Annotated in this window: 26 protein-coding genes; 10 read left to right on the top strand and 16 right to left on the bottom strand. The window is 53.4% G+C overall.

Features of this window, described 5'->3' with window-relative positions; genetic code table 11:
• Positions 1 to 67: 67 nt before the first annotated feature.
• The 6 genes from ACK3CJ_RS06435 to ACK3CJ_RS06410 all read right to left on the bottom strand — a co-directional run bounded on the left by ACK3CJ_RS06435 (position 68) and on the right by ACK3CJ_RS06410 (position 4,558).
• Positions 68 to 724 (bottom strand): alpha/beta hydrolase, encoded by a 657-nt coding sequence (locus tag ACK3CJ_RS06435; protein WP_409525624.1) that lies wholly within the window; start codon positions 722 to 724, stop codon positions 68 to 70.
• Positions 725 to 880: 156 nt separating this feature from the next.
• On the bottom strand, positions 881 to 1,732 hold the full coding sequence (locus ACK3CJ_RS06430) for a DUF6999 family protein (RefSeq protein ID WP_409525623.1): 852 nt from the start codon (positions 1,730 to 1,732) through the stop codon (positions 881 to 883).
• Positions 1,725 to 2,411: an iron-containing redox enzyme family protein gene (locus ACK3CJ_RS06425; protein WP_409525622.1), complete on the bottom strand. Its 687-nt coding sequence runs from the start codon at positions 2,409 to 2,411 to the stop codon at positions 1,725 to 1,727. The genes ACK3CJ_RS06430 and ACK3CJ_RS06425 overlap by 8 nt, the downstream gene beginning before the upstream one ends.
• Positions 2,412 to 2,421: 10 nt before the next feature.
• Positions 2,422 to 3,534, bottom strand: coding sequence for a beta-ketoacyl-ACP synthase III (locus ACK3CJ_RS06420; RefSeq protein WP_409525621.1), 1,113 nt, complete (start codon positions 3,532 to 3,534; stop codon positions 2,422 to 2,424).
• Complete coding sequence (locus ACK3CJ_RS06415; protein WP_409525620.1) at positions 3,531 to 4,100, bottom strand: diguanylate cyclase; 570 nt, start codon at positions 4,098 to 4,100, stop codon at positions 3,531 to 3,533. The genes ACK3CJ_RS06420 and ACK3CJ_RS06415 overlap by 4 nt, the downstream gene beginning before the upstream one ends.
• A 2-nt stretch (positions 4,101 to 4,102) precedes the next feature.
• On the bottom strand, positions 4,103 to 4,558 hold the full coding sequence (locus ACK3CJ_RS06410) for a MarR family winged helix-turn-helix transcriptional regulator (protein ID WP_409525619.1): 456 nt from the start codon (positions 4,556 to 4,558) through the stop codon (positions 4,103 to 4,105).
• A 100-nt stretch (positions 4,559 to 4,658) separates the two neighbouring features.
• Between ACK3CJ_RS06410 and ACK3CJ_RS06405 the strand changes: the two genes are divergently transcribed.
• The 6 genes from ACK3CJ_RS06405 to ACK3CJ_RS06380 all read left to right on the top strand — a co-directional run bounded on the left by ACK3CJ_RS06405 (position 4,659) and on the right by ACK3CJ_RS06380 (position 9,362).
• Positions 4,659 to 5,009 carry a rhodanese-like domain-containing protein gene (locus ACK3CJ_RS06405; protein WP_409525618.1) on the top strand — a complete coding sequence of 117 codons (351 nt, stop codon included), beginning with the start codon at positions 4,659 to 4,661 and terminating at the stop codon, positions 5,007 to 5,009.
• A 155-nt stretch (positions 5,010 to 5,164) separates the two neighbouring features.
• A complete protein-coding gene (locus ACK3CJ_RS06400) occupies positions 5,165 to 5,548 on the top strand; it encodes a hypothetical protein (RefSeq protein ID WP_409525617.1) in 384 nt (127 codons plus the stop codon).
• Positions 5,549 to 5,640: 92 nt separating this feature from the next.
• Positions 5,641 to 6,279: a Spy/CpxP family protein refolding chaperone gene (locus ACK3CJ_RS06395; protein WP_409525616.1), complete on the top strand. Its 639-nt coding sequence runs from the start codon at positions 5,641 to 5,643 to the stop codon at positions 6,277 to 6,279.
• 102 nt (positions 6,280 to 6,381) lie between these two features.
• Positions 6,382 to 8,655 (top strand): heavy metal translocating P-type ATPase, encoded by a 2,274-nt coding sequence (locus ACK3CJ_RS06390; protein WP_409525614.1) that lies wholly within the window; start codon positions 6,382 to 6,384, stop codon positions 8,653 to 8,655.
• A 51-nt stretch (positions 8,656 to 8,706) separates the two neighbouring features.
• Positions 8,707 to 9,000 carry a DUF2933 domain-containing protein gene (locus ACK3CJ_RS06385; RefSeq protein ID WP_409525613.1) on the top strand — a complete coding sequence of 98 codons (294 nt, stop codon included), beginning with the start codon at positions 8,707 to 8,709 and terminating at the stop codon, positions 8,998 to 9,000.
• Positions 8,997 to 9,362 (top strand): cation transporter, encoded by a 366-nt coding sequence (locus ACK3CJ_RS06380; protein ID WP_409525612.1) that lies wholly within the window; start codon positions 8,997 to 8,999, stop codon positions 9,360 to 9,362. Before ACK3CJ_RS06385 ends, ACK3CJ_RS06380 begins: the two co-directional genes overlap by 4 nt.
• A 222-nt stretch (positions 9,363 to 9,584) precedes the next feature.
• Here ACK3CJ_RS06380 and ACK3CJ_RS06375 read toward each other — a convergent pair whose 3' ends face one another.
• The 6 genes from ACK3CJ_RS06375 to ACK3CJ_RS06350 form a co-directional block, all read right to left on the bottom strand.
• Entirely contained in the window at positions 9,585 to 11,054 is a 1,470-nt protein-coding gene (locus tag ACK3CJ_RS06375; RefSeq protein ID WP_409525611.1) for a multicopper oxidase family protein, read from the bottom strand.
• Between the two features lie 291 nt (positions 11,055 to 11,345).
• A complete protein-coding gene (locus ACK3CJ_RS06370) occupies positions 11,346 to 11,699 on the bottom strand; it encodes a DUF1428 domain-containing protein (protein ID WP_409525610.1) in 354 nt (117 codons plus the stop codon).
• Positions 11,700 to 11,889: 190 nt separating this feature from the next.
• A complete protein-coding gene (locus ACK3CJ_RS06365) occupies positions 11,890 to 12,816 on the bottom strand; it encodes a WD40/YVTN/BNR-like repeat-containing protein (RefSeq protein ID WP_409525609.1) in 927 nt (308 codons plus the stop codon).
• A 68-nt stretch (positions 12,817 to 12,884) separates the two neighbouring features.
• Positions 12,885 to 13,088: a hypothetical protein gene (locus tag ACK3CJ_RS06360; RefSeq protein ID WP_409525608.1), complete on the bottom strand. Its 204-nt coding sequence runs from the start codon at positions 13,086 to 13,088 to the stop codon at positions 12,885 to 12,887.
• Positions 13,089 to 13,103: 15 nt separating this feature from the next.
• Complete coding sequence (locus ACK3CJ_RS06355; protein WP_409525607.1) at positions 13,104 to 14,783, bottom strand: cbb3-type cytochrome c oxidase subunit I; 1,680 nt, start codon at positions 14,781 to 14,783, stop codon at positions 13,104 to 13,106.
• Positions 14,780 to 15,499 (bottom strand): hypothetical protein, encoded by a 720-nt coding sequence (locus tag ACK3CJ_RS06350; RefSeq protein WP_409525606.1) that lies wholly within the window; start codon positions 15,497 to 15,499, stop codon positions 14,780 to 14,782. The genes ACK3CJ_RS06355 and ACK3CJ_RS06350 overlap by 4 nt, the downstream gene beginning before the upstream one ends.
• A 202-nt stretch (positions 15,500 to 15,701) precedes the next feature.
• Here ACK3CJ_RS06350 and ACK3CJ_RS06345 point away from each other — a divergent pair, with 202 nt between their 5' ends.
• Together ACK3CJ_RS06345 and ACK3CJ_RS06340 are read left to right on the top strand one after the other, a co-directional pair.
• Positions 15,702 to 16,385, top strand: coding sequence for a heavy metal response regulator transcription factor (locus ACK3CJ_RS06345; RefSeq protein ID WP_409525605.1), 684 nt, complete (start codon positions 15,702 to 15,704; stop codon positions 16,383 to 16,385).
• Position 16,386: 1 nt separating this feature from the next.
• Positions 16,387 to 17,742, top strand: a complete 1,356-nt coding sequence (locus tag ACK3CJ_RS06340) for a heavy metal sensor histidine kinase (RefSeq protein ID WP_409525604.1) — start codon at positions 16,387 to 16,389, stop codon at positions 17,740 to 17,742.
• Here ACK3CJ_RS06340 and ACK3CJ_RS06335 read toward each other — a convergent pair.
• The 4 genes from ACK3CJ_RS06335 to ACK3CJ_RS06320 form a co-directional block, all read right to left on the bottom strand.
• Positions 17,702 to 18,613 (bottom strand): serine aminopeptidase domain-containing protein, encoded by a 912-nt coding sequence (locus ACK3CJ_RS06335; RefSeq protein WP_409525603.1) that lies wholly within the window; start codon positions 18,611 to 18,613, stop codon positions 17,702 to 17,704. The two genes, ACK3CJ_RS06340 and ACK3CJ_RS06335, sit on opposite strands and share 41 nt — an antisense overlap.
• A gap of 200 nt (positions 18,614 to 18,813) precedes the next feature.
• On the bottom strand, positions 18,814 to 19,725 hold the full coding sequence (locus ACK3CJ_RS06330; RefSeq protein WP_409525602.1) for a LysR family transcriptional regulator: 912 nt from the start codon (positions 19,723 to 19,725) through the stop codon (positions 18,814 to 18,816).
• Between the two features lie 14 nt (positions 19,726 to 19,739).
• On the bottom strand, positions 19,740 to 19,946 hold the full coding sequence (locus tag ACK3CJ_RS06325) for a dodecin (RefSeq protein WP_409525601.1): 207 nt from the start codon (positions 19,944 to 19,946) through the stop codon (positions 19,740 to 19,742).
• A 107-nt stretch (positions 19,947 to 20,053) separates the two neighbouring features.
• Positions 20,054 to 21,241: a M24 family metallopeptidase gene (locus ACK3CJ_RS06320; RefSeq protein WP_409525600.1), complete on the bottom strand. Its 1,188-nt coding sequence runs from the start codon at positions 21,239 to 21,241 to the stop codon at positions 20,054 to 20,056.
• Between the two features lie 322 nt (positions 21,242 to 21,563).
• On the opposite strand from ACK3CJ_RS06320, the gene ACK3CJ_RS06315 reads away from it, so the two are divergent.
• The gene (locus ACK3CJ_RS06315; RefSeq protein ID WP_409525599.1) at positions 21,564 to 22,235 is read left to right on the top strand and encodes a PspA/IM30 family protein; all 672 of its coding nucleotides are present in this window, start codon (positions 21,564 to 21,566) and stop codon (positions 22,233 to 22,235) included.
• The gene (locus ACK3CJ_RS06310; protein ID WP_409525598.1) at positions 22,235 to 22,897 is read left to right on the top strand and encodes a YqiJ family protein; all 663 of its coding nucleotides are present in this window, start codon (positions 22,235 to 22,237) and stop codon (positions 22,895 to 22,897) included. The genes ACK3CJ_RS06315 and ACK3CJ_RS06310 overlap by 1 nt, the downstream gene beginning before the upstream one ends.
• Positions 22,898 to 22,926: the final 29 nt, after the last annotated feature.

Raw genomic sequence — 22,926 nt, 5'->3', positions numbered from 1 at the left:
CAGACGAGACCGGATAAACCTCCGGACTCGTCTTACTGCAAACATCTGAACAATCAACCCAGCACTTTCAACCCAACACCTTCTGCAACCACTTCCCAATCTCTCGGATCTGCGGCAAGGATACTGAGTGCTCCATCGGATAGCTCTGATACTCCACTGCATAACCTCGGTTCTGCAGCGTCTCAAACGCCTTTTTACCCAGCGCTTCAGGTACCACAGGATCAAACGTGCCATGCTGAATCATGACTGGGATCTGACTGTTGGCGGCATTGAACTCCACGAGGTTATCGGTCGCAAAGTAGGTGGATAACGCCAGCAGCCCCGCCAGACCCTTGTCGTAACTCAGCGCCGCATGATAAGCCACCGCACCACCTTGTGAGAAACCTGCCAGTACGATCCGCTCTGGTGCAATACCGCGCTCGATCTCACGCTCGATCAGGCGTACCACAGCTTCGGCAGAGGCGATCAGCTGCACCGAATCCACCTTGCGATCAATATTCATCTCCAGAATGTCATACCAAGCTGGCATCACCATGCCACCATTGATCGTGACAGGCATGCTCGGTGCATGCGGAAAGATAAACCGTGTCGCCATACTCTCGGGTAACTGCAACTCAGGCACTATCGGCTCGAAATCGTGTCCATCCGCACCCAGGCCATGCAGCCAGATTACTGCACTATCAGCAGGTTTTGCCGGTTCAATCTCAACACAGGGTAAAAACATAGAGCTCTCCGGCTAAATTAAATGACCATAATTGATGATGGGGGGCAGTTTAGCATTGAGCTGGTTGTCATTGAACAAGTTACCATTGAACCAGTTACCATTGAACCAGTTACCAGCGAACCAATTACCAGCAAACCAATAACAGCAACCAAGTCATCACGCTTCAGAAGCGTCGGTTTGTGTGCGCAAAGCTTCAAGCCTGGCATACAGATGCTCGGTGAAGAAGCCATGCATCAGGAAGCGCTGGCTCAGATTCCACGGCCCGACCAGATAGTGGGGAAATTTGTTATAGGCCATCTCAGCCAGTGAGTCATCGCCGATCAACTGTCCAATACGGATCGCAATCGATTGATCCAGATTGAAGCCGTTGATCGCATCCCGATATTCCTCACGCGTCAGCAGCAGGCAGAACAGACACATGAACAGCGAATGCGAGGTTTCAAAATCGAACACCTGAGTACGCCGTTTCTTAATCCTGAACGCCTCCATATCGATCGATTTCCAGTTGCTCCAGTTGATCTCATCCGCTTTAAGAGGTTGCCGATTCTGCCAAGGGCCCATCTCTCGGAACAGACGAAACAGCTCCTGATCATGCTCTACGAAGCTATCCACCAACATACCTCTGATCGAGTCAGGGTAAAGCTGAACCGGAGCCGCCTCCCCGGCCCGATCGGCGCGCGTATTATTCGCCAGAAAATTCAGAATATTCGACTCGGTGGCAAAGTGACGCAGAATCAGTTGGTTCGCCTCGACACTGACAAAGTGCTCGCAGAACCAGCAGATCAGCCTCTGCAGCAGTTTATGGGCACTGAACTGCGGCAGAGGCAGGCGCTTGAAGAACCAGACCAGATGCAGCAGGATCGCGAACAGGAACTGCAACAACGGGCGCGCCGACCAGCGCATCGGATTATCCAGATCCTTGAGCCAGAGCTGCACAGCCGCTGGCTCAATCGGCAGGGAGTTATCAAACTCCACCGCACGGATAAAGGCGCTGCGCAACTTAGCCATGATGATCCACCTCCTCCAGTTGCAAGGCATACAGGCGTGCCACCACGCGTGCTGTACGGATGATTGACTGCTGCGCCTCGGCACTCTGACAGACGCGATCGATCAAACCATAGAGTTTATCCAGATGATCGTCGTCATTCTCGCCATGATAGCGCATGAATCGGGTATAGCTGCCATCGCCATCCGTCGCCTGATCGACCCGCTCCGCCCAGTCAGAAGCCATCTTCTGCCCCAGCCCTTCGATGATCCACATCGCACCGATCAGATCCACTGGGTTGGGCTGGCTGGCACGGTACATCAGAAACGCATGCAACGCTTCGGTCCCGGCATTACGCTGCCCCTGTTGTATCTCGGCCAGATCACCACCGGCAGCTACATAATCCTGCTCCAGTATCTCGTAATCACGATGCTCATCATTGGCATGGCCGATCACTTCGGAGCGCACATCGGCAAAGTCTCGGTCAAAGCTCGATGCACAGCGGGTAATCCATCGTGCGCCCTCTATCACCTGCTGACGCAGATTCAGCAGCAAACGCCGATAATCCTCACGTGTGAACAGGCCGCGCTCCAGACGCTGTATCACCGGCACTCTGCCCAGTTGACGTTCAAACTCAAACCAGGTCCGCATCAATCCCTGCAGGCAGGCCTGACCGGTTTCGGTGGTGACTTTCTGCTCCATTCTTATCTCCTCAGCCCTGTTCGCTGACCACTGTCAGTTGCATATACACATTATTGAACCGGCCACTCTCCGGCACCATGCACAGGATCGTCTGTCCCGCCTGCCAGTCCTGAGTGCGCCGGAACTCATCCAGCATGATAAAGATCGAGGCGCAGCCGGTGTTCCCACGCGTATACAGATTGGTGTACCACTTTTCTTCCGGTATTGCGGCTCCTGCCTGCTGCAGCATGTCGAAGATACGACTGCGGAAGTAGTGCGACGAGTAATGACACAGCAGATGATCCACTGCTGGGATATCGATCAGACCCTCATCGATCAAACGCAGGCAGCCATCTACTCCCAGCTTAACGATATTCTCCAGCAGGCGCACATCCTGTCGGATCAGCAGCGCACCAGCGGCCTCTGCCTCGGCATAGGTAGGAAAATCCTGCCAGCTCTGCAGGCGGTTGGCAGAGGTCGGCAATCCAACACTCATGCAGACCGGATAGGCATCAGCATGTGAGAAGCTTCTGATCCAGTCGATACGGAAACACTGTCCCCGTGGCCGAGCCTCCAGCAGCATGGCGCCGGCACCGTCTGACAGCATCCAGCGCAGAAACTCAGCATTGAAATCGACTTCATCGCCGGCTGCCTCATAACGTGTCGCTTTGAACAGGCGCGACGCCAGTTCACTCGCAATCACCAGTGCATTGGGCTGCTCACCTGCCTTAAGACTGGTATAAGCTGCTTTCAATGCCATCATGCCACTGGAGCAGATACCGTGACTGGTATGCAGCTCTATATCCGACAACCCCAGCTCCGCCTGCACCATACTGCCAAACCCCGGCAGCACCAGATCGCCTTGGCTGGTCGCAGCACTGAGCATCTTCACCTGACGCGCACTGAGATAGCTCTGATCCAGGCACTCCTGCCCGGCTCTGGCCGCCATCTCGCTGTTGCTGATAAGAGTGTTGTGATCCTGATCGATCGCATAGTGGCGGGTCTGAATGCCATTGGATTGCAGAATCCGGCGTTTCAGGCGACTGGGTTTACCATTTATCTGCCCCAACACCTCTTCAATCTGGTCATTATCGATCGGCTCACCGGGCAGATAATGGCCGGTACTGGTGATATAGACACTCATGCTGCACGCCCCCGCTGTCTCAGCGCTTGACGCAAGCAGCGCAGGTTCTCCTCCAGATAGGGCAATCCACAGAGTATTGCCATAAAGGTCAGATAAAATGCCAGATACCCTTCACCACCATGTGGATTATCCACCCGTGTCAGGCTCATCTGTCCGGCCCAGTTGAACTGCACCAGATCCAGCACCACCGGCCAGTTAATGATAAAGATCATTGCCAACATGTAAAAAGGCAGAGTGGCCAGATAGCTGTGCGCATGCATCTCCCAGATACTGATGAAACGTCTGGGTGCGGCGTAATGAACATCCCAGTGCGCTACCGCCTCGTGCAACAACCAGGCACCCAGACACACCAGCAGCACCAGCACATTCACTTGGAACAACAGACACATCAGGATCGGAATCCCCACCTGTATCCCCATGACCGAGTGCATCAGCGACTCTTTCAGGCCAGATGTGGACTCAATCTGCGTGGCACGATGACAGCACCAGTCAAAAAAACCCACGACGCCCCACAAAGGCAAAAATACGAACAACAATGCGTTGATCAGTAACTGACTGGTATCCACACTCACTCCTTGTCGGTGGGCGGTAATTTCAGTTTATGCAGGATCTCTCCCAGCAACGTTATCTCATCAGAGGACAAACGTAACTCAAACTGTTCATGGATGACTGCCGAATACACCGGCCACATTTTTTTCAGCAGCTCATTGCCTGCAGAGGTGATACGCACCAGATTCCCGCGACCATCTTCAGCACAGGTGTGACGCTCAACCAGCGCTTCAGACTCAAGCTTATCGATCAGCCTCGAAAGGTTGTACTTCGGCAACAAGACCTGCTCACCAATCTCATACTGGCGCAGCCCCTCATCGCCAGCACGATTCAGCTCCAGCAATACATCATACCAATTCAAGGGAGGCAGCCCAGCAAGCTTGAGCGCGGCATGAACCTGCCCCAATAACTGAGCTTGCAGGCGCAGCAGTCGGGCCCAGGCATTAACGGTTGTTGAGTTCGGTTGTGTATTCATGGGCAATAGTTTAGCGATTTATAGTTGCAATCGCTACCAGTTCAAACTATTGTATCGATGTAGTTGCAATTGCAACCACATAATCAAGCGGAGAAACATCATGTACCAGACACTGACAGGAAAAGAACTCAAATCACGCATGGAAGCCGGTGAAGATATGATCCTGGTTGAAACCCTGCCACCACGTTACTTCGACGCCGAGCACCTGCCAGGTGCCATCAATATTCCGCATGATGAGATGCGCAAGCGTGCACCTGTAGAATTGCCGGATAAACAGGCGATGATTGTGGTGTACTGCGCCAGCACTGAGTGCCAGAACTCAAAAATTGCCGCCCAGATTCTGGATGCAGACGGCTACAGCAATGTCTTTGAATATGTGGATGGGAAGCGGGACTGGCTGGAAGCGGGCTTTCCTCTGGAGGGGCAGAATCAGAACCGGGAAGCGTCTTGACAGGCGTTGGTTGAGTCTTGCTCAGGGGCAGTACTGACTGCCCCTTGATTCCAGACCTATCTGTTGTAAATGCTTACTCCCGTTGATACAGATCAACACCAATGTGCTGCAAATTGACTATGCTGTATCTATGAACAACTGAAGAGCCACAGTCAATGTACTCACGTGCGATCAGTAGCAAACAACCCTTCCACTCGGCCTTACTGGCCGCAGGGGCTGTATTGTTTCTGATTGCTTTCTCCATACTGAATATCTGCACGACTGCCAATGCACAAGCGGCAACATCCAGTATGGAGCATCAGTGGTCTGCCGTAGAGCAGCCCCACAACGAACAACAATGCCATCATGAAAACACCTCTCGGGAGGTGATAGCCCAATCAAGGCCTGCCAAGCCAGATCTGAAACCTGACTTTTTCCTGTTACAGCTGTCTGGCTTATCCGGTTTGGCAAACTATCAGACAACAAGCATCCAGACTGCCACCTATCACCTCTCCCCATCTGCACCAATATTTTTACTGACGCAACGCCTGCGTTTATGAGTGATCGCACGCAGCGATAGCCGTTGATGTAAAAGCAATCCAGATCTTTTTCAGTGCAATAGGTGCAGGCTTTGCCTGCCAGGAGAATAGTCATGAATATTTCAAAAAACAGTCTGTTACAAGGCTTATCCATACTTTTGTTAACCGCTATGTCCAGTCAGGTCATTGCTCAGGGTATGGGTTCGGGCATGGATTCGGGCATGATGGACTCTGACAAGATGGAAAGCGTGCCCAGTGGGCAGTCCGGCATGAAGTCAGGAGCTGATTCACCCATGAGTAAAGGTGGCATGGGCATGATGGGTGGCATGATGAGCGGCGGCATGCAGGGCGGCATGATGTCTGGCATGGGAAGTGGGATGATGGATTCCTGCCCTATGATGGAAGGCGGCATGGGCATGATGGGGGCTGGCATGCATGCTCAACTGACACCCGAGCAACGGTTGGAGGTTCGCAAGCTCAGACATGCCCACCGACCCGTTCAGTTTGAACAGATGGGCCAACTGATGAATCTGCGCGAAGATCTGATGGAGAAAATGTCATCAGATCGTCCGAATCCGGATGAGATAAAGGTACTGCATAGTCAAATTGCCGAGATGCATGGTGAAATGCTGGTCGCACGCATCAAACTGAATAACGCCATTCAGGACCTGCTGACAGATGAGCAGCGTCAGACATTGCTAGAGTCGCCGGCGGTCGACAGTGATGAGACTGACCACGCTGCTCACCACTGATAAGTCACGACACTGGCTCAAGGCCATCGCAGACGGAAACTCAGCGATGGCCAGATATCTAATACCAGATATCAAGCGCCAGATTTCTAAGGGAGACAGATCATGTCAGCAGATGTTCAGAACACACTATTCAAACTGACCGTACCCGGCATGGGCAGCGACCACTGTGCCGGTATTGTCCGCCAGACACTCACTCGCCTTGATGGCGTCGGCGAGATCCATACCAATATCGCCAACCACCGGGTGGAGGTTACTGTTCAGCCGGGTGGGCCAGATGGTGAGCAACTGCGCCTTGCTGTCGAAGGGGCTGGCTATGACGTGGCTGATGTGCGCAATGATGCACTGGATGATCAGGGTCCAGCAGATGCAGAGATCGACGAAGCCTATCTGGACACGGCAAAAAAGCGCCTATGGATCGCCGGCATCCCCACCACGCTGATCATGTTACTGATGATACCGCACATGTTCTGGCAACCGCTGCCGGGCTATCTGCTGATCGTGGTGTTACTGGCGTTCCCGGTGGTGTTTCTGTACGGCGGTGCGGCCACTCATAAAGCCTCGTGGCGATCACTGACCAACCGCACGTTCAATATGGATGTACTGATCTCGCTGGGCAGTTTGCCACCTTACATAATCGGTCTGATTGGGTTTATCTACCCCATGACCTCTTTTGTCGAGATGGCGGCCACCATCATGACCTTCCACCTCCTCGGTCGCTATCTTGAAGCGCGCGCCAAGGGACGTGCATCACAGGCGATCCGCAGTTTGCTGACACTGGGGGCAAAAACAGCCCGTGTTGAACGTGACGGGCAGGAGACCGACATCTCCATCGACGAGTTGCAGGTCGGCGATATCATGGTGTTACGACCCGGAGATAAGGTACCGACCGACGGCGAGGTGGTCAGCGGTGAAAGCCATCTGGACGAATCGATCGCCACTGGCGAATCTGTTCCGGTCTACAAAAGCACCAGCGACACCGTGATCGGTGCCACGATCAACAAGGAAGGTCGCCTGCATGTGCGGGCAACGCGCATCGGCAAGGATACGTTCCTGTCTCAGGTGGTTCGATTGATCGATGAAGCGCAGGGATCACGCGTGCCGATTCAGGAGTTCGCTGACCGCATGACCGGCCGCTTTGTCCCTGTGGTGATCCTGATATCACTGGGTAGCCTACTGGCCTGGTTTCTGGCCGCTGACAGCCTGAGGCCGGTATTGGAATGGGGTGCACTGTTCCTGCCTTGGGTCAATCCAGAAGCCAGCTCAGTGGTATTGGCAATGCTCGCCGCTATTGCCGTACTGGTTATCGCCTGCCCCTGCGCGCTGGGCCTGGCCACACCGACCGCTCTGATGGTGGGCTCGGGGATTGGCGCGGAACGCGGCATCCTGATCCGTTCCGGTGAGGCGATTCAAACCTTCAAGGATGTCAAAGTCATGGTGCTGGACAAGACCGGTACCATCACCCGAGGCGAACCCAAACTGACCGATACCTACGCTGCCCCCGGTATTGAGGTGTCGCAACTGTTACAGATTGCCGCCAGTGTCGAAAATGCCTCAGAACACCCGATAGCCCAAGCGATCGTGGCCGGTGCCCGTGAACAGGGCATAGAACCTGAGCAGGTCACCGACTTCCATTCCACCGGCGCACGAGGCGTTGCCGGAAAGATCGCCGGTGAAGCGGTTCTGATAGGCAACCGCCGCCTTCTGGAAGAGGATGGCGTCAAAGGGCTGGATGCTCTGGATGAGGAGCTGTCCCGACTCGAATCACTGGGCCGGACTGTTGTCACAGTGGCACTGAACGGTCAGGCTCTGGGCCTGCTCGCCGTCGCCGACACCATCAAAGCGGATTCAGTCGCTGCGATTCGTGGCATGCACGCATTAGGCCTGCATGTGGTCATGATTACTGGCGACAATGAACGCGCCGCACGTGCCGTTGCCAACGAAGTGGGCATTGATGAAGTTCAGGCAGGCGTGCTACCGGAAGGCAAGGTGGATGCCATACGCAGGCTGCAGGAGCAATACGGTAATAAAGTCGCCATGGTCGGCGATGGCATCAATGATGCGCCCGCCCTGAAACAAGCCAATGTGGGCATTGCCATCGGCGCCGGGGCAGATGTCGCCATCGAAGCGGCCGATGTCACCCTGGTACGTGGTGAACTGAGTGCCGTGGTCGAAGCGATGCACCTGTCTCGCGCCACCTTCGCCAAAATCGTACAGAACCTGATCTGGGCCAGTGCCTACAACGCCGCCGCTATCCCGTTGGCCGCTCTGGGTCTGTTACACCCGATGATAGGCGTAATAGCCATGACGGCCAGCTCATTGTCGGTAATCGGCAACTCCCTGCTGCTCAAGCGGGTGAAATTGAGTGTGGATAAATGAGCAGACATCAATGTGACAGCACCGCCTGACGGGCGGCACAGGAGAAACCCTATGGCTAACAAACCCGGATATTGGACCAGCCTTCACGGCCTGGCGACACTTATAATGATTGGCGCAGCGCTCTACTTTCTCTTTGTGGAGCATGGCGCCCACCTACTTCCGTATCTCCCCTTTCTGATTATTCTGTTGTGCCCACTGATGCACATTTTCATGCACAAAGGCCACGGTGGACACGGTCGTGAAGAGCATAATCATCAGGATGCGGAAGCGGCCTATCGCCGTGGCCTGCAGGAAGGTCTGGAAGAAGGCCGAAAAGAAGATCGAAAAGACGGAGACAGACAATGAGCCATATTGAACATCGTTTAGGTGTTTCAGAAGTCAACCTGGTGACTCGTCATCTCGGGCTCTTGAGACCGATAGATAGCACAAAACTGAACGCAGCCATTGAAGAAATCGACCAACTATACGGTTTGGATAAAGTCACTTTCGACGAAAAATCTGACAGGCTCGATTTTTCCTATGACGCATCCCGACTCTGCATCGACTGCGTGGAGGAGATTCTGACAAAACACGACATCCAACCCAGACAAGGTTTGTGGACTCATTTCAAGGAAGAGTATTACCGATTCGTCGATCAGAACGTCAAGGACAATGCCCGGCATGAGCCCTGGAGTTGTCACCGTACGACCAGCCATACCCGGAAATAGCGGGCATTTACATGTACGTACGCCTTGCCAAAAACGAGGAGAAAACAGCCGATGCCGAATTTGGGGTACAGTGGCGTCAATATGCGCAGAAGACTCCCAGATTTATTCCCGACTGGCGCAAAACAACAGGCCCAAACGACTAGAAGAATTAGAAACTGAAGTTATTCAATCATGACAGCGCCATATCAGGCGCTGTCAGTCTGCATCACGTATAGTATCATCCTAAGCTTCGTATTTGATGCTTGTCATCATCCCCGCTGCCATGTGATACAGGTGATGGCAATGGAACACCCACTCACCTGGATTTATAGCATCAAAGGCTATCGTGACCTCTCCCCCTGAAGGCACGAGTACCGTGTCACGCATAGCGCCAGAAATCCGTTTGCCATTAATGGCCACGACCTGAAAATGATGACCATGTAAATGCATCGGATGCGCCATACTGGTCTGATCGGTGATGGTAATTTCCACGCGCTCACCCTGTCGAACCCACATTGGCTGATGATCCCCATGTGCTTTCCCGTTCAACAACCATCCATACCCAGCAGCTTCTGTAATAACGACATGGTGTTGTCTATCTACTGGACGTTGCGATAAAGGCGTCGTCGCACGCAGTGCCTGCTCGAGATTGAGCCCTATTGCAGGCACCTTTTGGGGTGCCAGATTAGATACTTTAGTAATTGTTGCCGCCGGTGTGGCTAACAAAATCCCGGTGCGCTCACGCTCGCCTTCACGTAGCGCAAAGATCGGCCAGACCCCCTCTTCACCGGCTGGCAGGTCGACTAGAATATCCAGTCTCTGGCCCATGGCAAATTCAAACTTACTCGCCCTCAGCGGCTCAACAGGCATACCATCAACCGCAATCAACTGACCTTGCAGGCGATCAAGATCTATCCAGAAGGCCGTTGCCGTGGCGCCATTGATCAAGCGTAAGCGAACACGTCCACCCCGCTCAACTCTATAGACTTCAGGATCATCCAACGTCCGATCATTAGCCAGGAAGGCGTCATACTCAACATCATGCAAATGCGCCATAGGCATAGCAGCCTGATTCTGAGCAGCGGCATGTTGCATATTTCCATGACCTGCATGAGGATCTGCAGACGATGCACCATGCCCACCTTCTGACTGTAAAACAGACAGAATTTCCATGGGATCACGGAATGTAAAGTCATGGAACAGAACAACCACTTCTTGAACATCATCTGCGGCCTCAAGCGGATCACGAACAATCAATGGCGCCGCCATCAACATCTGCTCTTGCAAACCGTGATGCGAGTGCATCCAGTTAGTGCCGGGTTTATCGAGGAGAAAGTCATACTCATGATGGCCGCCAGCGGGAATAGGCAGTTGTGTGAGTCCCGGCACCCCATCCTGTTCCCAGGGTGGGGTCAGCCCATGCCAGTGTAACAGCGTAGACTCATCAAGCTGGTTCTCCACGCGTACACGAAAGCGCTTACCTGCATCCAGTATTAAACCCGGTGTACCATCTGGTTGTGTCAAACCGAATACACGAGCAGACTTACCATTGACCTCAATGACGCGCGTGCCCACTCTGATAACCTGCGTATCCTGCTGCATGTCAGTGGCAGCAAAAGCTGAACCTTTTCCTGTAAAAAGTGTTGGTATGGCGGTTAGTGCACCCGCTGCGGCGGTCGTTGCCAGAAACTGGCGACGTGTTATTAAACGCATCTTAAAATCTCCATTCATCAGGCTTGCAGTACTTACTGACTTCAGCATCTGCACCTCCATCACTGATGGATAGAAACCGATACTGCAGACATACCCACATACTAGCCAGGCTACTCAGTCAGCAAGATGATGCGGAGATTACATTTATGTAATCAAGTGGATTCTGCCGGCTACGCGGTTACAAACATAAAAACACAATCGCATTGAGAGCCGGATCATGAAGATTTCAAACGATCAAGGGCATGGACACCATCACCATAACAAGCATGACGATGACCAGCCTTGAGTAGATCAGATCTCTACGATCGGCACAAAACCAGCGTATATCAACCGTTTACCATCAAAAGGCATGGGGTTATTTTCCGGACTCATACGGGCGTCCTCCATGACTTTTTTCATACCAGCATCCCTGATCTCGCGTGATGGCCAGGTGATCCAGGAAAAAACCACCGTTTCATCGGCCTGGCATTTAACTGCCATCGGGAAGGACGTGACTTTCCCTTCAGGGACATCGTCACCCCAGCACTCCACAAAACTCACTGCACCATGCTCTTTGAACACCATGCCCGCCTCTGCAGCGTGCTTACGATACTGTTCTTTGTTCTGAGTTGGCACAGCCGCCACAAAACCATCGACATAAGACATCTTGCTTCTCCCTCTGTCATCACTGTTTGATTACACCAGAACCCAACTGACCAAGTGATGCCTGCATCCTGTACAGCCATTTTGTGTTTGAGTTCATAGTTAAGTCGTGTGGGAAGAAGCAGGATCGACAGGTGGGAATAAATAATTTCCCACCTGTGATTTAAGCGTTGAAGAAGGTGTCTACTCGCAGCTACAGTAACTTGACCCAGTTACCGCCTTGGTCATCGCTGACATAGACCTGATTACCGGTTGTCGCCAGATAGACTCTGTCAGGTAATTGAGGGTGGAAGACAAAGGCAAACACCACATCATTTGCCTCCAGTTGCAGGCCCGTATTGCGGGTTTCCCAGCTCTGTCCACCATCTGCAGAGCGGGCAACGCCATAGGCTTCAGTGTGTGCAAACAACACACCGGGTTGGTGCATACTGCTGCCCACTCCCGCCACAGCACCCGTCTGGCCGGTCACAGCCACCCAACTTTCACCCAGATTTTCAGACATCCATATTCCCTGTGGAGTACCGGCATAGACCGTATCACGTCCTGTGCCATCGGCCGCCAGACAGGGGGCACCCCAGCAAAAACCCTGCGCCGGGAGCCCTTCTGCGACAGCAAAGCTCCAACTGACAGCCGCATCCACGCTGCGATACAAACGCCCGGCAAAACTGCCATAAAGCACTTCAGGATCGGCAGCACTGATCGTCATGGTGTGAAAATCGACTGTTTCACCATCCATCCCAGGGAAAAGTCGGGTGAAGCTGCGCCCACCATCTTCCGATTTAATCACCCCCATATTGCCGCCACGGGCAGGATGGCCACTGGCGTAAATGATATCTGGATCATGCGGATGCTGCGAGAAGCCCATAAAGTCATCCCGGTTATCCCCCAACTGGAACAGCTCACCATCTACCAGCGCAAACAGACCATGATGCGTTGCCAGCAAAATACGGTCATTGACAGCATCCACGCCCAGTCCATGCAGATGAGAAATTGATTTGGCCGGCTGCATGAAATCAGTATTCGATGAAGCCGGCATAAACCGCAGACCAACCAGAATCAGTGGTATGGTTAACAGAAGCAGCAACCCATATCGGCTCCAGTGTGGTAATCGATAAAACATATAAATTCCTCTTGATCTCGGTATTACTGAATACTATACACCTGTCGACAATCAGGCAGCCATGATCTCTACTGATCTGCTTTCAATCCAGCGTCTGCTGCAGCCATCGGCCTCGCTACCAGCAGCGCAGCCAGTACCGTAAACAGCAGTGAGCCAAATCCCCATACCCAGGCATAACCGATCATGTCCCCCCAGGGAGCCAGAGCATAGGCCAGCGCAAGCAGAGCCCAGACAGCAACAATCGGGACGATGAGCCAGAAATCTTCATTCATTGTCATATACTCCTGTCAATGGCCACCGCCACCGGAGGTGGTAGCGGGTAATGCTTGCATTATTTCAAAACCGATGATGGTAAAACCATACATGGCCAACACAATCACCAGCACTGATAAAGGCCCTGTCACGGCGCGTAGCCCTGGGCTCACCACATGGTGGCTCCAGTCCACGGTTAAGCCAGCCTGCTCTGACAGTGGCTGACGGCGCGGCAACAGCGAGACCGCAACACCCACTGCAAATAAGATCAGGGCAAGTGCCATAATGCTACCGCCAATTGCTACTGTAGCCATCAAGATCTGCCACATCTCCGGGGCCTGGCCCTGATAAGCCATATCCATCACTCTGCGTGGTACACCCAGATAGCCCGCTGCGACACCTGCACCACCAAACAGCAACAGACCGATAAACGCCAACCAGGGCAGTAATCGCATCAGTTCCGGACGCCAGGCCGCTCTGCCCCCCAGCCCCGGCAGCATCACCTGCAACGCAGCCAGCAAGGTCAGGCTGACGGTGCCAACCGTGAAGAAGTGAAAGTAGCCTGGTACAAAAAAGGTATCAGACAGCAGAGGTGCTAACTGCTCCTGTATCAGAACGAACGCAAAGGTGATTCCCAACCCCATGCTGAGCACCGCCACGGCAATCGCAGACATCGATGGATTACGCCAGGGTAGCAAACGTATCCAGCCAAACAGTCCTCGCCCGCCCTGACTGCGCGCATACACCTCCAGTGAGGCGACAATAATCAAAAAGGCGGTCAGGGTCGGGACACTGACAAACAGGGACAGTAGCGAACCGACCACACGCACGATTTCAGGAAGGTCCGGCTCAAGAAACATATGATAGAGCGATGTCGGGGGCACGAAAACCAGATACAGTGCAAACACGATTTTGGAAAAACGCTCACCAAACACCGATTTCACACCTGTCAGCGCATGGATCAGGATATACCAGAGAATCACCGTTGCCATCAGTGGCAGGTAATGCATATTGTGGAAAACAATATGCCAGTTGGTACCATGATTAACTGGAAAATCACCCAGACCCAAGGCCCAGAGCGTGCCCGGCAAAAACGTGTAGATAGCGGCAAAACCGCTGACTATCAGAAAACCTGCCCAGGTGAACAGTGCAAAACCGACGGCTGACAGTTGCTCCTGACGCCCGGCGCGACGCGGTTCGATCAGTGTGGCAATGGCTGAAAGAGGCAATACCATCAAGCCCAGCCCCAGCAACAGATAGCCCAGATTGAATACCAGCAAGTCTCGCGGTGCATGTCTGGCCAACTGCGGTGCGCCGTCATAAAGAAGCGGCATTCCTTGCTGAATTCCGACCATACTCAAGCCAAAACCCACCAGAATCGTGACAAAACCAAACCAGGCGAGCGCTTTAAGAACCAGTCCTCTGCCCCGCTCAATGGCTGCGAAGCCCAGCAGCAGAGCAGCCTGCGCGATGAATAACCAGTAAAAGAAGATACTGACACCATGCAGTGTCAGCCAACGATAGCCCGTGGTGTTCAGGATATCGATAAAGCCTCCTCGGGCCAGCGCCGTCATTAGCCCACCCATAATTCCGAGCACCAATATAACCAGAGAGGCAGCGCTCATGAGGGCAAGTAAACGCCGGTCAGACATCGCCAGTGCAGCAAATCGATCGGTATATCGATCTGTATATCGATCTATACAGGTATTATTCATACAACCTCCAGAGTAGCCTGCATCACATCGTGCGCAGCCCCACAAAAGACAGTGCAATACACCAGATATTTACCCGGTTCATTAAACGTGATCGCCATTTCGGTTAAACGACCTGGACGCAGACGCACAATCCGACCACCCTGGCCGAACTGAATTGACGCACCATGGGAGACATCCACTGCCATCATTCTGAATCGATAGGGTTGCCCGACATCCAGACGTAACTTGTTCGGCTGGTAATACCACATGCCAGCGGCCAGATAGACATCCAGCACCTCCTGCTGCGGAGCAGTTGATTCCTGCTCAATGGCATTGTGAGCCATACTGCCATGAGCCATCGTGCTGTGATCCATAGCACCTTGATCCATAGCACCTTGATCCATAGCACCGTGATCGATCACGCCCTCAGCAGCTCCAGGCATCAGCGCCATTTGGCGCGGATGAACCGTGCCGTCCGGCAGACGATAGTGCTCCATGAAGGTTGCGTTCAGGCGATTGAACTCCTCCACACCCGGTCCACTTGCTGCACCATGCCCTTTATGAGCTGCGTGACCTGCCTCCCCTTCTACATGATTCCCATGCTGTCCCATTCCAAGCAGTGCGAGTGGACCAGGTGCTGCGCCATAGGCAGCCCACAAACCATAAAGGCTGACGCCGCCAAACCCCATCGCCGCTATAAATCCACGACGCGTTGTAAAGTGTTTATCTGAAGCCATGCTGTATCCCCTGCGCTCTGTAGAGGCTCTTTATAAGAGCTTTGTGTAAGAGCGCCCTTGTCAGTGCATTTCGTTAACAGTCTCACTACCTGACCGAGTATAGGGGGCAGATACCGACTGAACTTTTACCGCTGCATTACAACTTTGTAATCTTTCACTTAACTGCTTGCGTGTCTTGCGCTGGCCCCTGAGAATACAAGGCATGCGTATACTGATCGTTGAAGACGAACCCAAAACCGGCGACTACCTCCTGCAAGGCATGATCGAAGCGGGCTTTATCACAGATCTTGCCCGAAATGGACCCGATGGCCTGCACATGGCACTGGAGGGGGAGTATGACCTGGTGATACTGGATGTCATGCTGCCCGGCATGAACGGCTGGAAAGTGCTGGAAACAATACGTCGAGCTGGTCACGACATGCCGGTTCTGTTCCTGACTGCACGTGATCAGGTAGAGGATCGCGTGCAGGGGCTGGAGCTGGGTGCTGATGACTACCTGATCAAGCCCTTCGCTTTCTCTGAATTGCTCGCTCGTGTACGGGCATTGTCTCGTCGCAGCAAGGCACCTGTGGTCGAAATATTGAAAGCAGGTGATCTTGAAATGGACCTGTTGCGCCGCCGCGTTCATCGCGCCGGGCAGCGTATTACTCTCACACCAAAAGAGTTTGCTCTGCTTGAACTGCTGCTGCGTCGACAGGAGGAGATTCTGCCACGATCACTGATCGCCTCACTGGTCTGGGATATGAACTTCGATAGTGACACTAATGTCGTTGAGGTCGCCGTGCGACGTCTGCGTGCCAAGGTGGATGACCCTTTTTCTCCCAGACTGATCCGCAATGTCCGTGGCATGGGTTATGTGCTGGAAGACCCTGACGCGAATCAATAGCATGATAAAACCGATATCTCTCACCGTTCGCCTGGTATTACTCTTTACCACCGCCGCTACTCTGGTATTGCTGCTGTCGGGTTGGCTGCTGTCACTGGCCATTGATCGACACTTTATCGAACAGGACACGACCGAGTTAAATAGCCGTCTGGGGTTTATCAAGCAACAACTGGCAACCGCTCAGACCCCGGATGCGTTGGATCACCTGCTGACCCAGCTCAACACCCTGCAGACTCATCATGTGATGGTCTCTGCCATCCGTTCAAGCTCACAGACAGACACACCCGATAGATCCACCGCGCCGGAGCTGACAACCTGGCAGCAAGACGGGCACAGTTTCAGACGACTCAGTGGCATATTTCCTACGGCGCAGATTCCAGCTACATTGCCGGATAGCCACATCGCTCTCACCATCGATCTGAATATCACCCACCATGATGAGTTCCTGAACTATTTCAATCGTTTGGTATGGAGCTTCGTCGTTTTCTTTTTCCTGATCATGACTGTACTGGCATGGTTTGCCGCCCGACAGGGACTCGCGCCACTGCGTAAAGTGACGGCACTGGCAACCAAGGTATCCGCGGTCAGACTGGATGAGCGCCTGCCATTAGAGCAAGTTCCGGCAGAGCTGTTACCCCTGACACAATCGCTCAATGCGATGCTTGAGAGACTGGAAAACTCCTTTCAGCGCCTGTCCAATTTTTCATCCGATATTGCGCATGAGCTGCGCACACCGGTGAATAATCTGATGATACAGACCGAGGTTGCCCTGTCTCGCGCACGCACACCGGAAGAGTACCGCGATCTGCTGGGTTCCAATCTGGAGGAGTATGAGAAACTGGCGCGCATGATTTCAGACATGCTGTTTATTGCCAAGGCGGACAATGGTCTGATCATTCCCTTGCGCGAGACAATCAACCTCTCAACTGAAATCAGGCGCATAATTGAATTCTTCGAACCACTGGCGGCAGAGTCATCAGTAGAGATCAGCGTTGAAGGCACAGCAGAGGTAGCAGGAGATCGAGTCATGCTGACTCGCGCTCTGTCCAATCTCTTATCCAATGCCATACGCCATGCAACACCCGATTCTGACATTAAGCTGATTATAACTACCCATAGAGATAGCGTTCGGGTTGCTGTCGAGAATCAGGGTGAAGAGATACCCGAAGAACACCTTCCCTATCTTTTTGATCGCTTTTATCGTGCCCATCCAGCCCGAGATACTGCAACAGAACATTCAGGGCTGGGGCTGGCCATCACGCGCGCCATCATCACTGCGCATGGCGGCCAGATAAGCGTGACTTCGACAAGCGGTGTTACGCGCTTTTTGATTGAAATGTCGGCTCCTCTTCCATGATCATGGAGATCTGATGCGGTTCCAGCCACTCAACCACCTGATCCCACAAGGGCCTCGCTACTGTGCGCCGGAAAAAACCGAAATGGCCTATTGCTGACATCTCAAACTCCTCAGGCGTCATCAGGCGCACCTGCGTCGGTGCATTCGCATAATATCTGGCCAGCGCATGTACAGCCGGTTCCGGTGCAAACCTGAGATCATCCGAGAAGGCCCAGAGCTCCATCGGCGTTTTCACTTCCGCGAATTTATGTTGGAAAACATTACCCTCCTGATCATGAATAAACTGCGGATGGCGACACCAGCGGCTCCACTCCCGAGCTACTGAGCCGGACAGCCCGTCTCCACCGATCAGAAAGCTGGGTAAGCGACCATAAATTCGCAAAGTCAGCGGCACGAGCAGATACCAGTCCAGCCAACGACGCCAGCGGTTGATTGTCGGCCAGTTTTTCCAGTAGCCATTTTGCGAGGCCACCATCAGGGCACCACTGACCTTATGATGATTATCGGTCAACCCCAGTAACTGCCCACCTATCGAATGCCCGAGATAAAGCAAAGAGGTCTGTGGCCATGCATCACTGACCCAATCAATCAGTGATGCCAGATCCAGACTTCCCCAGTCCAGCATCGTGGGATCATCCCCTGCCCACTCGGTATGATGGCTGGCGGCAATCGTTCTGTAGTCAAACGTCACCACTCTGATCTTCTGACGCGCCAGGAAGGTTGCAAAGTGATCATAGTAGGTCTGTGGAGCAGCAGTTGCCGAGCCGATCAGAAGTGTAATCTTCGCATCCGACTCGGCAGGTTCAAACCAACGCACAGCCAATGGATAACCGTCTCGCGCCATCAATGTTCTGGAACTGATTTTAACCATCACGCCCTCTCCTGTCTGATACTGCAGCACTCAACCAATAACTGTGTCTAACGGTTATCCTGAATGCTCTCTTCATGGCAGATTACGTAATAGCAGAGCCCTGTGACAAACGAGCTATTCAAGATATCAGATGAGTAAAATTCACCTGATACAGTAACCATAGTTTTTAAGGCAACATAGTTTTGAAGGGCTGAAGGTTCTTACAAGGTTTTCATATAGGCTTCGTAGCGGCTTTCGTATTCAGCCAACAGTCCCTTGAGCCAACTTACCAGTTGCTGAACCTCTGGGTATCCGGCAACAGAGGGCCGAACCACCGCATAGATGGTCCCGAACAGAATACGACGGTCAGGAAAAGGAGCGACCAGCGTCCCACGCTCAAGCCAGTCCACGACCAGTGGCAAATAGCCCATACAGACACCGTCGCCCTGCCTGACCGCATTCAATGCGCTGCGATTGGCATTAAATTGCGTTGAGGATTCCGACTCCGGTGCCTGCCATCCCTGCTGAGCAAACCATTGTGACCAACACAGATCATCACCGATAGAGCGGTAGCTGGGTTGTTCAAGAAGCGTTTCAGGAGACAGGCGGATCTGCTCAGCCAGCGCTGGCCGACAGACAGGTGTGGCATACAGATCCATCAGCCTCATATCCGAGGCGACTACCGGATCGCGCTTGAAGCGAATGGCCACATCCACTTGAGCCGCCTCCATATCCAGCACTCGCGCTTCACCTATCACCTTGATGCCGATGCCCGGAATCAAGTTCTGCAACTGATGCAGACGCGGTGCAATCACATCCGAATCCAATGAGGGGATACTGCTGATCCGTAATGACTTGAGCCGGGCAGGACGCAGATCCCGGGTCGCGACTGACAGGATCTGCAGTGCCCGAGATACCTCTTGCAGATAACTCTCCCCTTTCGCAGTCAGCTCCAGTCCACGATTCAGCCGAACAAAGAGCCGGACATCCAGATGCTCCTCAAGCTCCTTGACCTGATGGCTGATCGCGGAAGGTGTGACATGCAACTCCTCACTCGCTTTTTTGAAGCTGAGTAACCGCCCGGCCGCTTCGAAGGAGCGCAGCAGATTGAGTGAAGGCAGATGTCGGTACATGCAGCTGGTAATCCTTATTCGAGTCGGAACCCGATTTTAACCACCACCTGAAAATGTGCCACTTTTCCATCCACGATATGACCACGATTTTCAATCACCTCATACCAATCCATATGTTTGACGCTTTCCGCAGCCTTGGCAATGGCGCAACGGATCGCATCATCCGTACCGACTGTCGAAGAACCGGCCACTTCGATAAGTTTATAAACATGTGCAGACATAATGATCTCCTTTTTAGTCTTGTGATGACTGACAGTATCAGAAAATTATCTGGGATAAGCCAGTTTCAGCCAAGACTCCTGGCAATCGAGGGAGATCGGGCAGTCAGTCAACCACGCTCGTTGATCTGCCAATCATTGTCTGTGATGGCTACTCCACCCTTGGCTGTAACCTGCACAGTGTCACTGAGGCCGACACCCCATACCCCAGGCAGGCGCAGGCACAGAGGGAGGTGGAATACCATGTTTTCCTCGAAGCGGTGTTTGAGGCCACGGGCAATATAGCCAGTGCCTTCCACCCAGCTGGGTGGAAATTGTGCGCCCACCGAGTAGCCGAACACGCCTGAGAAAAACACGCGATCCGCATACGGCGCCAGCGCTGCTTCGGCAGCCTGTGCCGCATCATCAAAGGTGTTACCCGGATGCATCGTTTCTTTCAGGGCTGCATAGATGGTGCGACACGCTTCTGCGATTTCATGCATTTCCGCCGTGGCTCTGCCCGCTACTGCGGTACGCATCATCGGTGCCGTATAGCGGTGATAGGCTGAGCCAAATTCAAGAAAGACCGGGTCTCCAGCCTCAATATGAGTGCGTTTATGATTAACGTGGATCACGCTGATGCGCTGACCACTGGTGACAATCGGCTGCAGGCTCATGAACTCGCTGCCAGCGGCAAGCATGGCCCGGGCGCCCTCTGCAGCCACAGCGTTGTCGGTGACACCGGGTTCAATGATGGCCTCGGCAGCTCGTAGCCCGATCGAAGTGATACGTGCACTCTCGCGCAGGTAGCTCAGCTCAGCTTCGCTCTTGACCAGACGCTGACTATCCAGCAATACACCACCATCATCATGAAAACGTGCTTTACCCAGACGATTTAACAGAGGTTGAATGATGGCGTTCCGCAAACCGGCAGAACACACATCCAGGCCTATATACTGGTAGGGTGACAGCAAGGCCAACAGTGGTTCGATGACTTCGTTGAGATCTTCCCAGCGGTAGCCGATTATTTCGTCTACCCTTGCTGTAACAACGGCCGGGCCGGTCTCTATCGACGGTACCTGCAGAACTATCCGCTCAGCGGTAACCACCAGCGCGGTATGCACAGACACCTCAAAAGTGTGATAGCCAGTCAGGTAAAAAATATCGGCAGGGTCGGTCAGCAGCAGGGCATCGCGTCCATTTTCTATCATCAGAGATCGGGTACGTACCAATCGGTGATATAACTCATCGGTGGGAAAAGGCAGTTCACTGCCCTCTAAATGATGGGCCAAGGCGTGACGGTAAGCGTGGTAATCCATGACTGTCTCCAGAGTAAGTAACGGTGTGCATAACAGTGTAGGTCTAAAGTTATCTGACTGTTCGAAATAGCCAGGACGAGCGCAATCCTGATTTTTTCTCATCCCGGATATTCGGGAATCACCTATCGAATAAAAAATCTTCAGGTGTCGTTCAATTTAGACTGGCGCAGTTATTCGGTTTATGGCAACTTACCACCAACTGCTCCCAAGCAGTTCCCCTTTAAGACTCACTCTGCCACGGAACGGCGGGATCACCGTTATTGCCTCCTGTTCCCAGCAGCTTGAATGGAATAAAACCCTTTAGTGGTTCAAGGAGCGATATATGAGTGAAAGCATTACCCGCCGCGTTGCACGCCTGGTCAGTGGCAGTCTGAATGCCCTGGTCGACGGCGTTGAAAACAGTATCCCTGCCAGCACCATGGAACAGGCGATCCGCGAAATAGACTCTGCGATCGATGATACCCGCACAGAGCTGGGCCAGCAGATTGCACAGAAGCATCTGGCCAGCAAAAAGCTGATGCAGGAAAACAGCCGCCATGACACCCTCGCACAACAGATTGAAATAGCCGTCTCGAGTGGTCGCGACGACCTGGCCGAAGCAGGTATCGCCGAACAGATCGATATCGAAGCCCGCATTCCGATTCTGGAAAACAGCCTGGCTGATTGTACTGCGCGCGAAAAGGAGCTGGAGAGTTTCATTCAAGCTCTGCAGGCCAAAAAACGCGATATGAAAGCCGAACTGTCTGCCTTTGAACAGGCACAGAAAGCACAGGTCGCCAGTGGCAGCCCGGGCGCTGAACTACATGACAAGAGCACCGAGCGCCGGGTTGAAAAAGCGTCTGATACGTTCGATCGCATTTTGGAAAAGGCGACCAGTGTTCCTGGCGCAGGCCAGAGCGGGCGCTCGTCCAGCCAGTTGGCTGAGCTGGAAGAACTGAGTCGACATAACCGCATTGCTGAGCGGCTGGCCGCGCTGAAAACAGGCAAGTCATAATGTCGCAGCTACTGGCTGCAGAGAACAGCCTGTTTACCGGCGCCCTGCTGCTGATGCTGATGATTGCCGTACTGGAAGTCGCTGCACTCTTGCTGGGGCAGGGCCTGTCATCTGCCCTGGAAGCTCTGATTCCAGATAGCTGGCTGGGCGGAGCGGAAGGACTCGATGGCAGCGAAGCAACCGGACCTCTGAGCAAGCTGCTGGGCTGGTTGCGTCTGGGACGAGTGCCTCTCATGATGCTCCTGATCGTGTTTCTGCTCTGCTTCGGACTGCTCGGCTTGTTCATCCAGGCTCGCTGGCTTGACCTGTCCGGCAGCCTGCTACCAGCCTGGATTGCTGCGCCTTTAGTGCTTGTCCTCTGCCTGCCTCTGGTGCGCGGGATCAGCGGCCTGATTGAGCGCATCTTGCCGCGAGATGAAACAACAGCCATCAGTGCCGACAGTCTGGTCGGTCGTATCGCGACTATCACCCTCGGCACCGCACGTGCCGGCATGCCAGCCCAGGCACGAGTACGAGACCAGCATGGCTATAGCCATTATGTTCAGATAGAACCGGATGACCCCTCCACAGAACTACCACAAGGCACTGAAGTGCTGATCCTGTCACGCCAGGAATGGCTGTACAGGGGAATAACTAATCCCAACCAACACCTTACTGATTAGCTGATTGTTATATTCATGGAGAAAACAAG

The organism is Nitrincola salilacus (genome assembly GCF_046271865.1).
Taxonomy (GTDB): domain Bacteria; phylum Pseudomonadota; class Gammaproteobacteria; order Pseudomonadales; family Balneatricaceae; genus Nitrincola; species Nitrincola salilacus.
The sequence above is the reverse complement of the archived record's forward strand: the minus strand, read 5'-3'. Positions and strand labels throughout refer to the sequence as shown.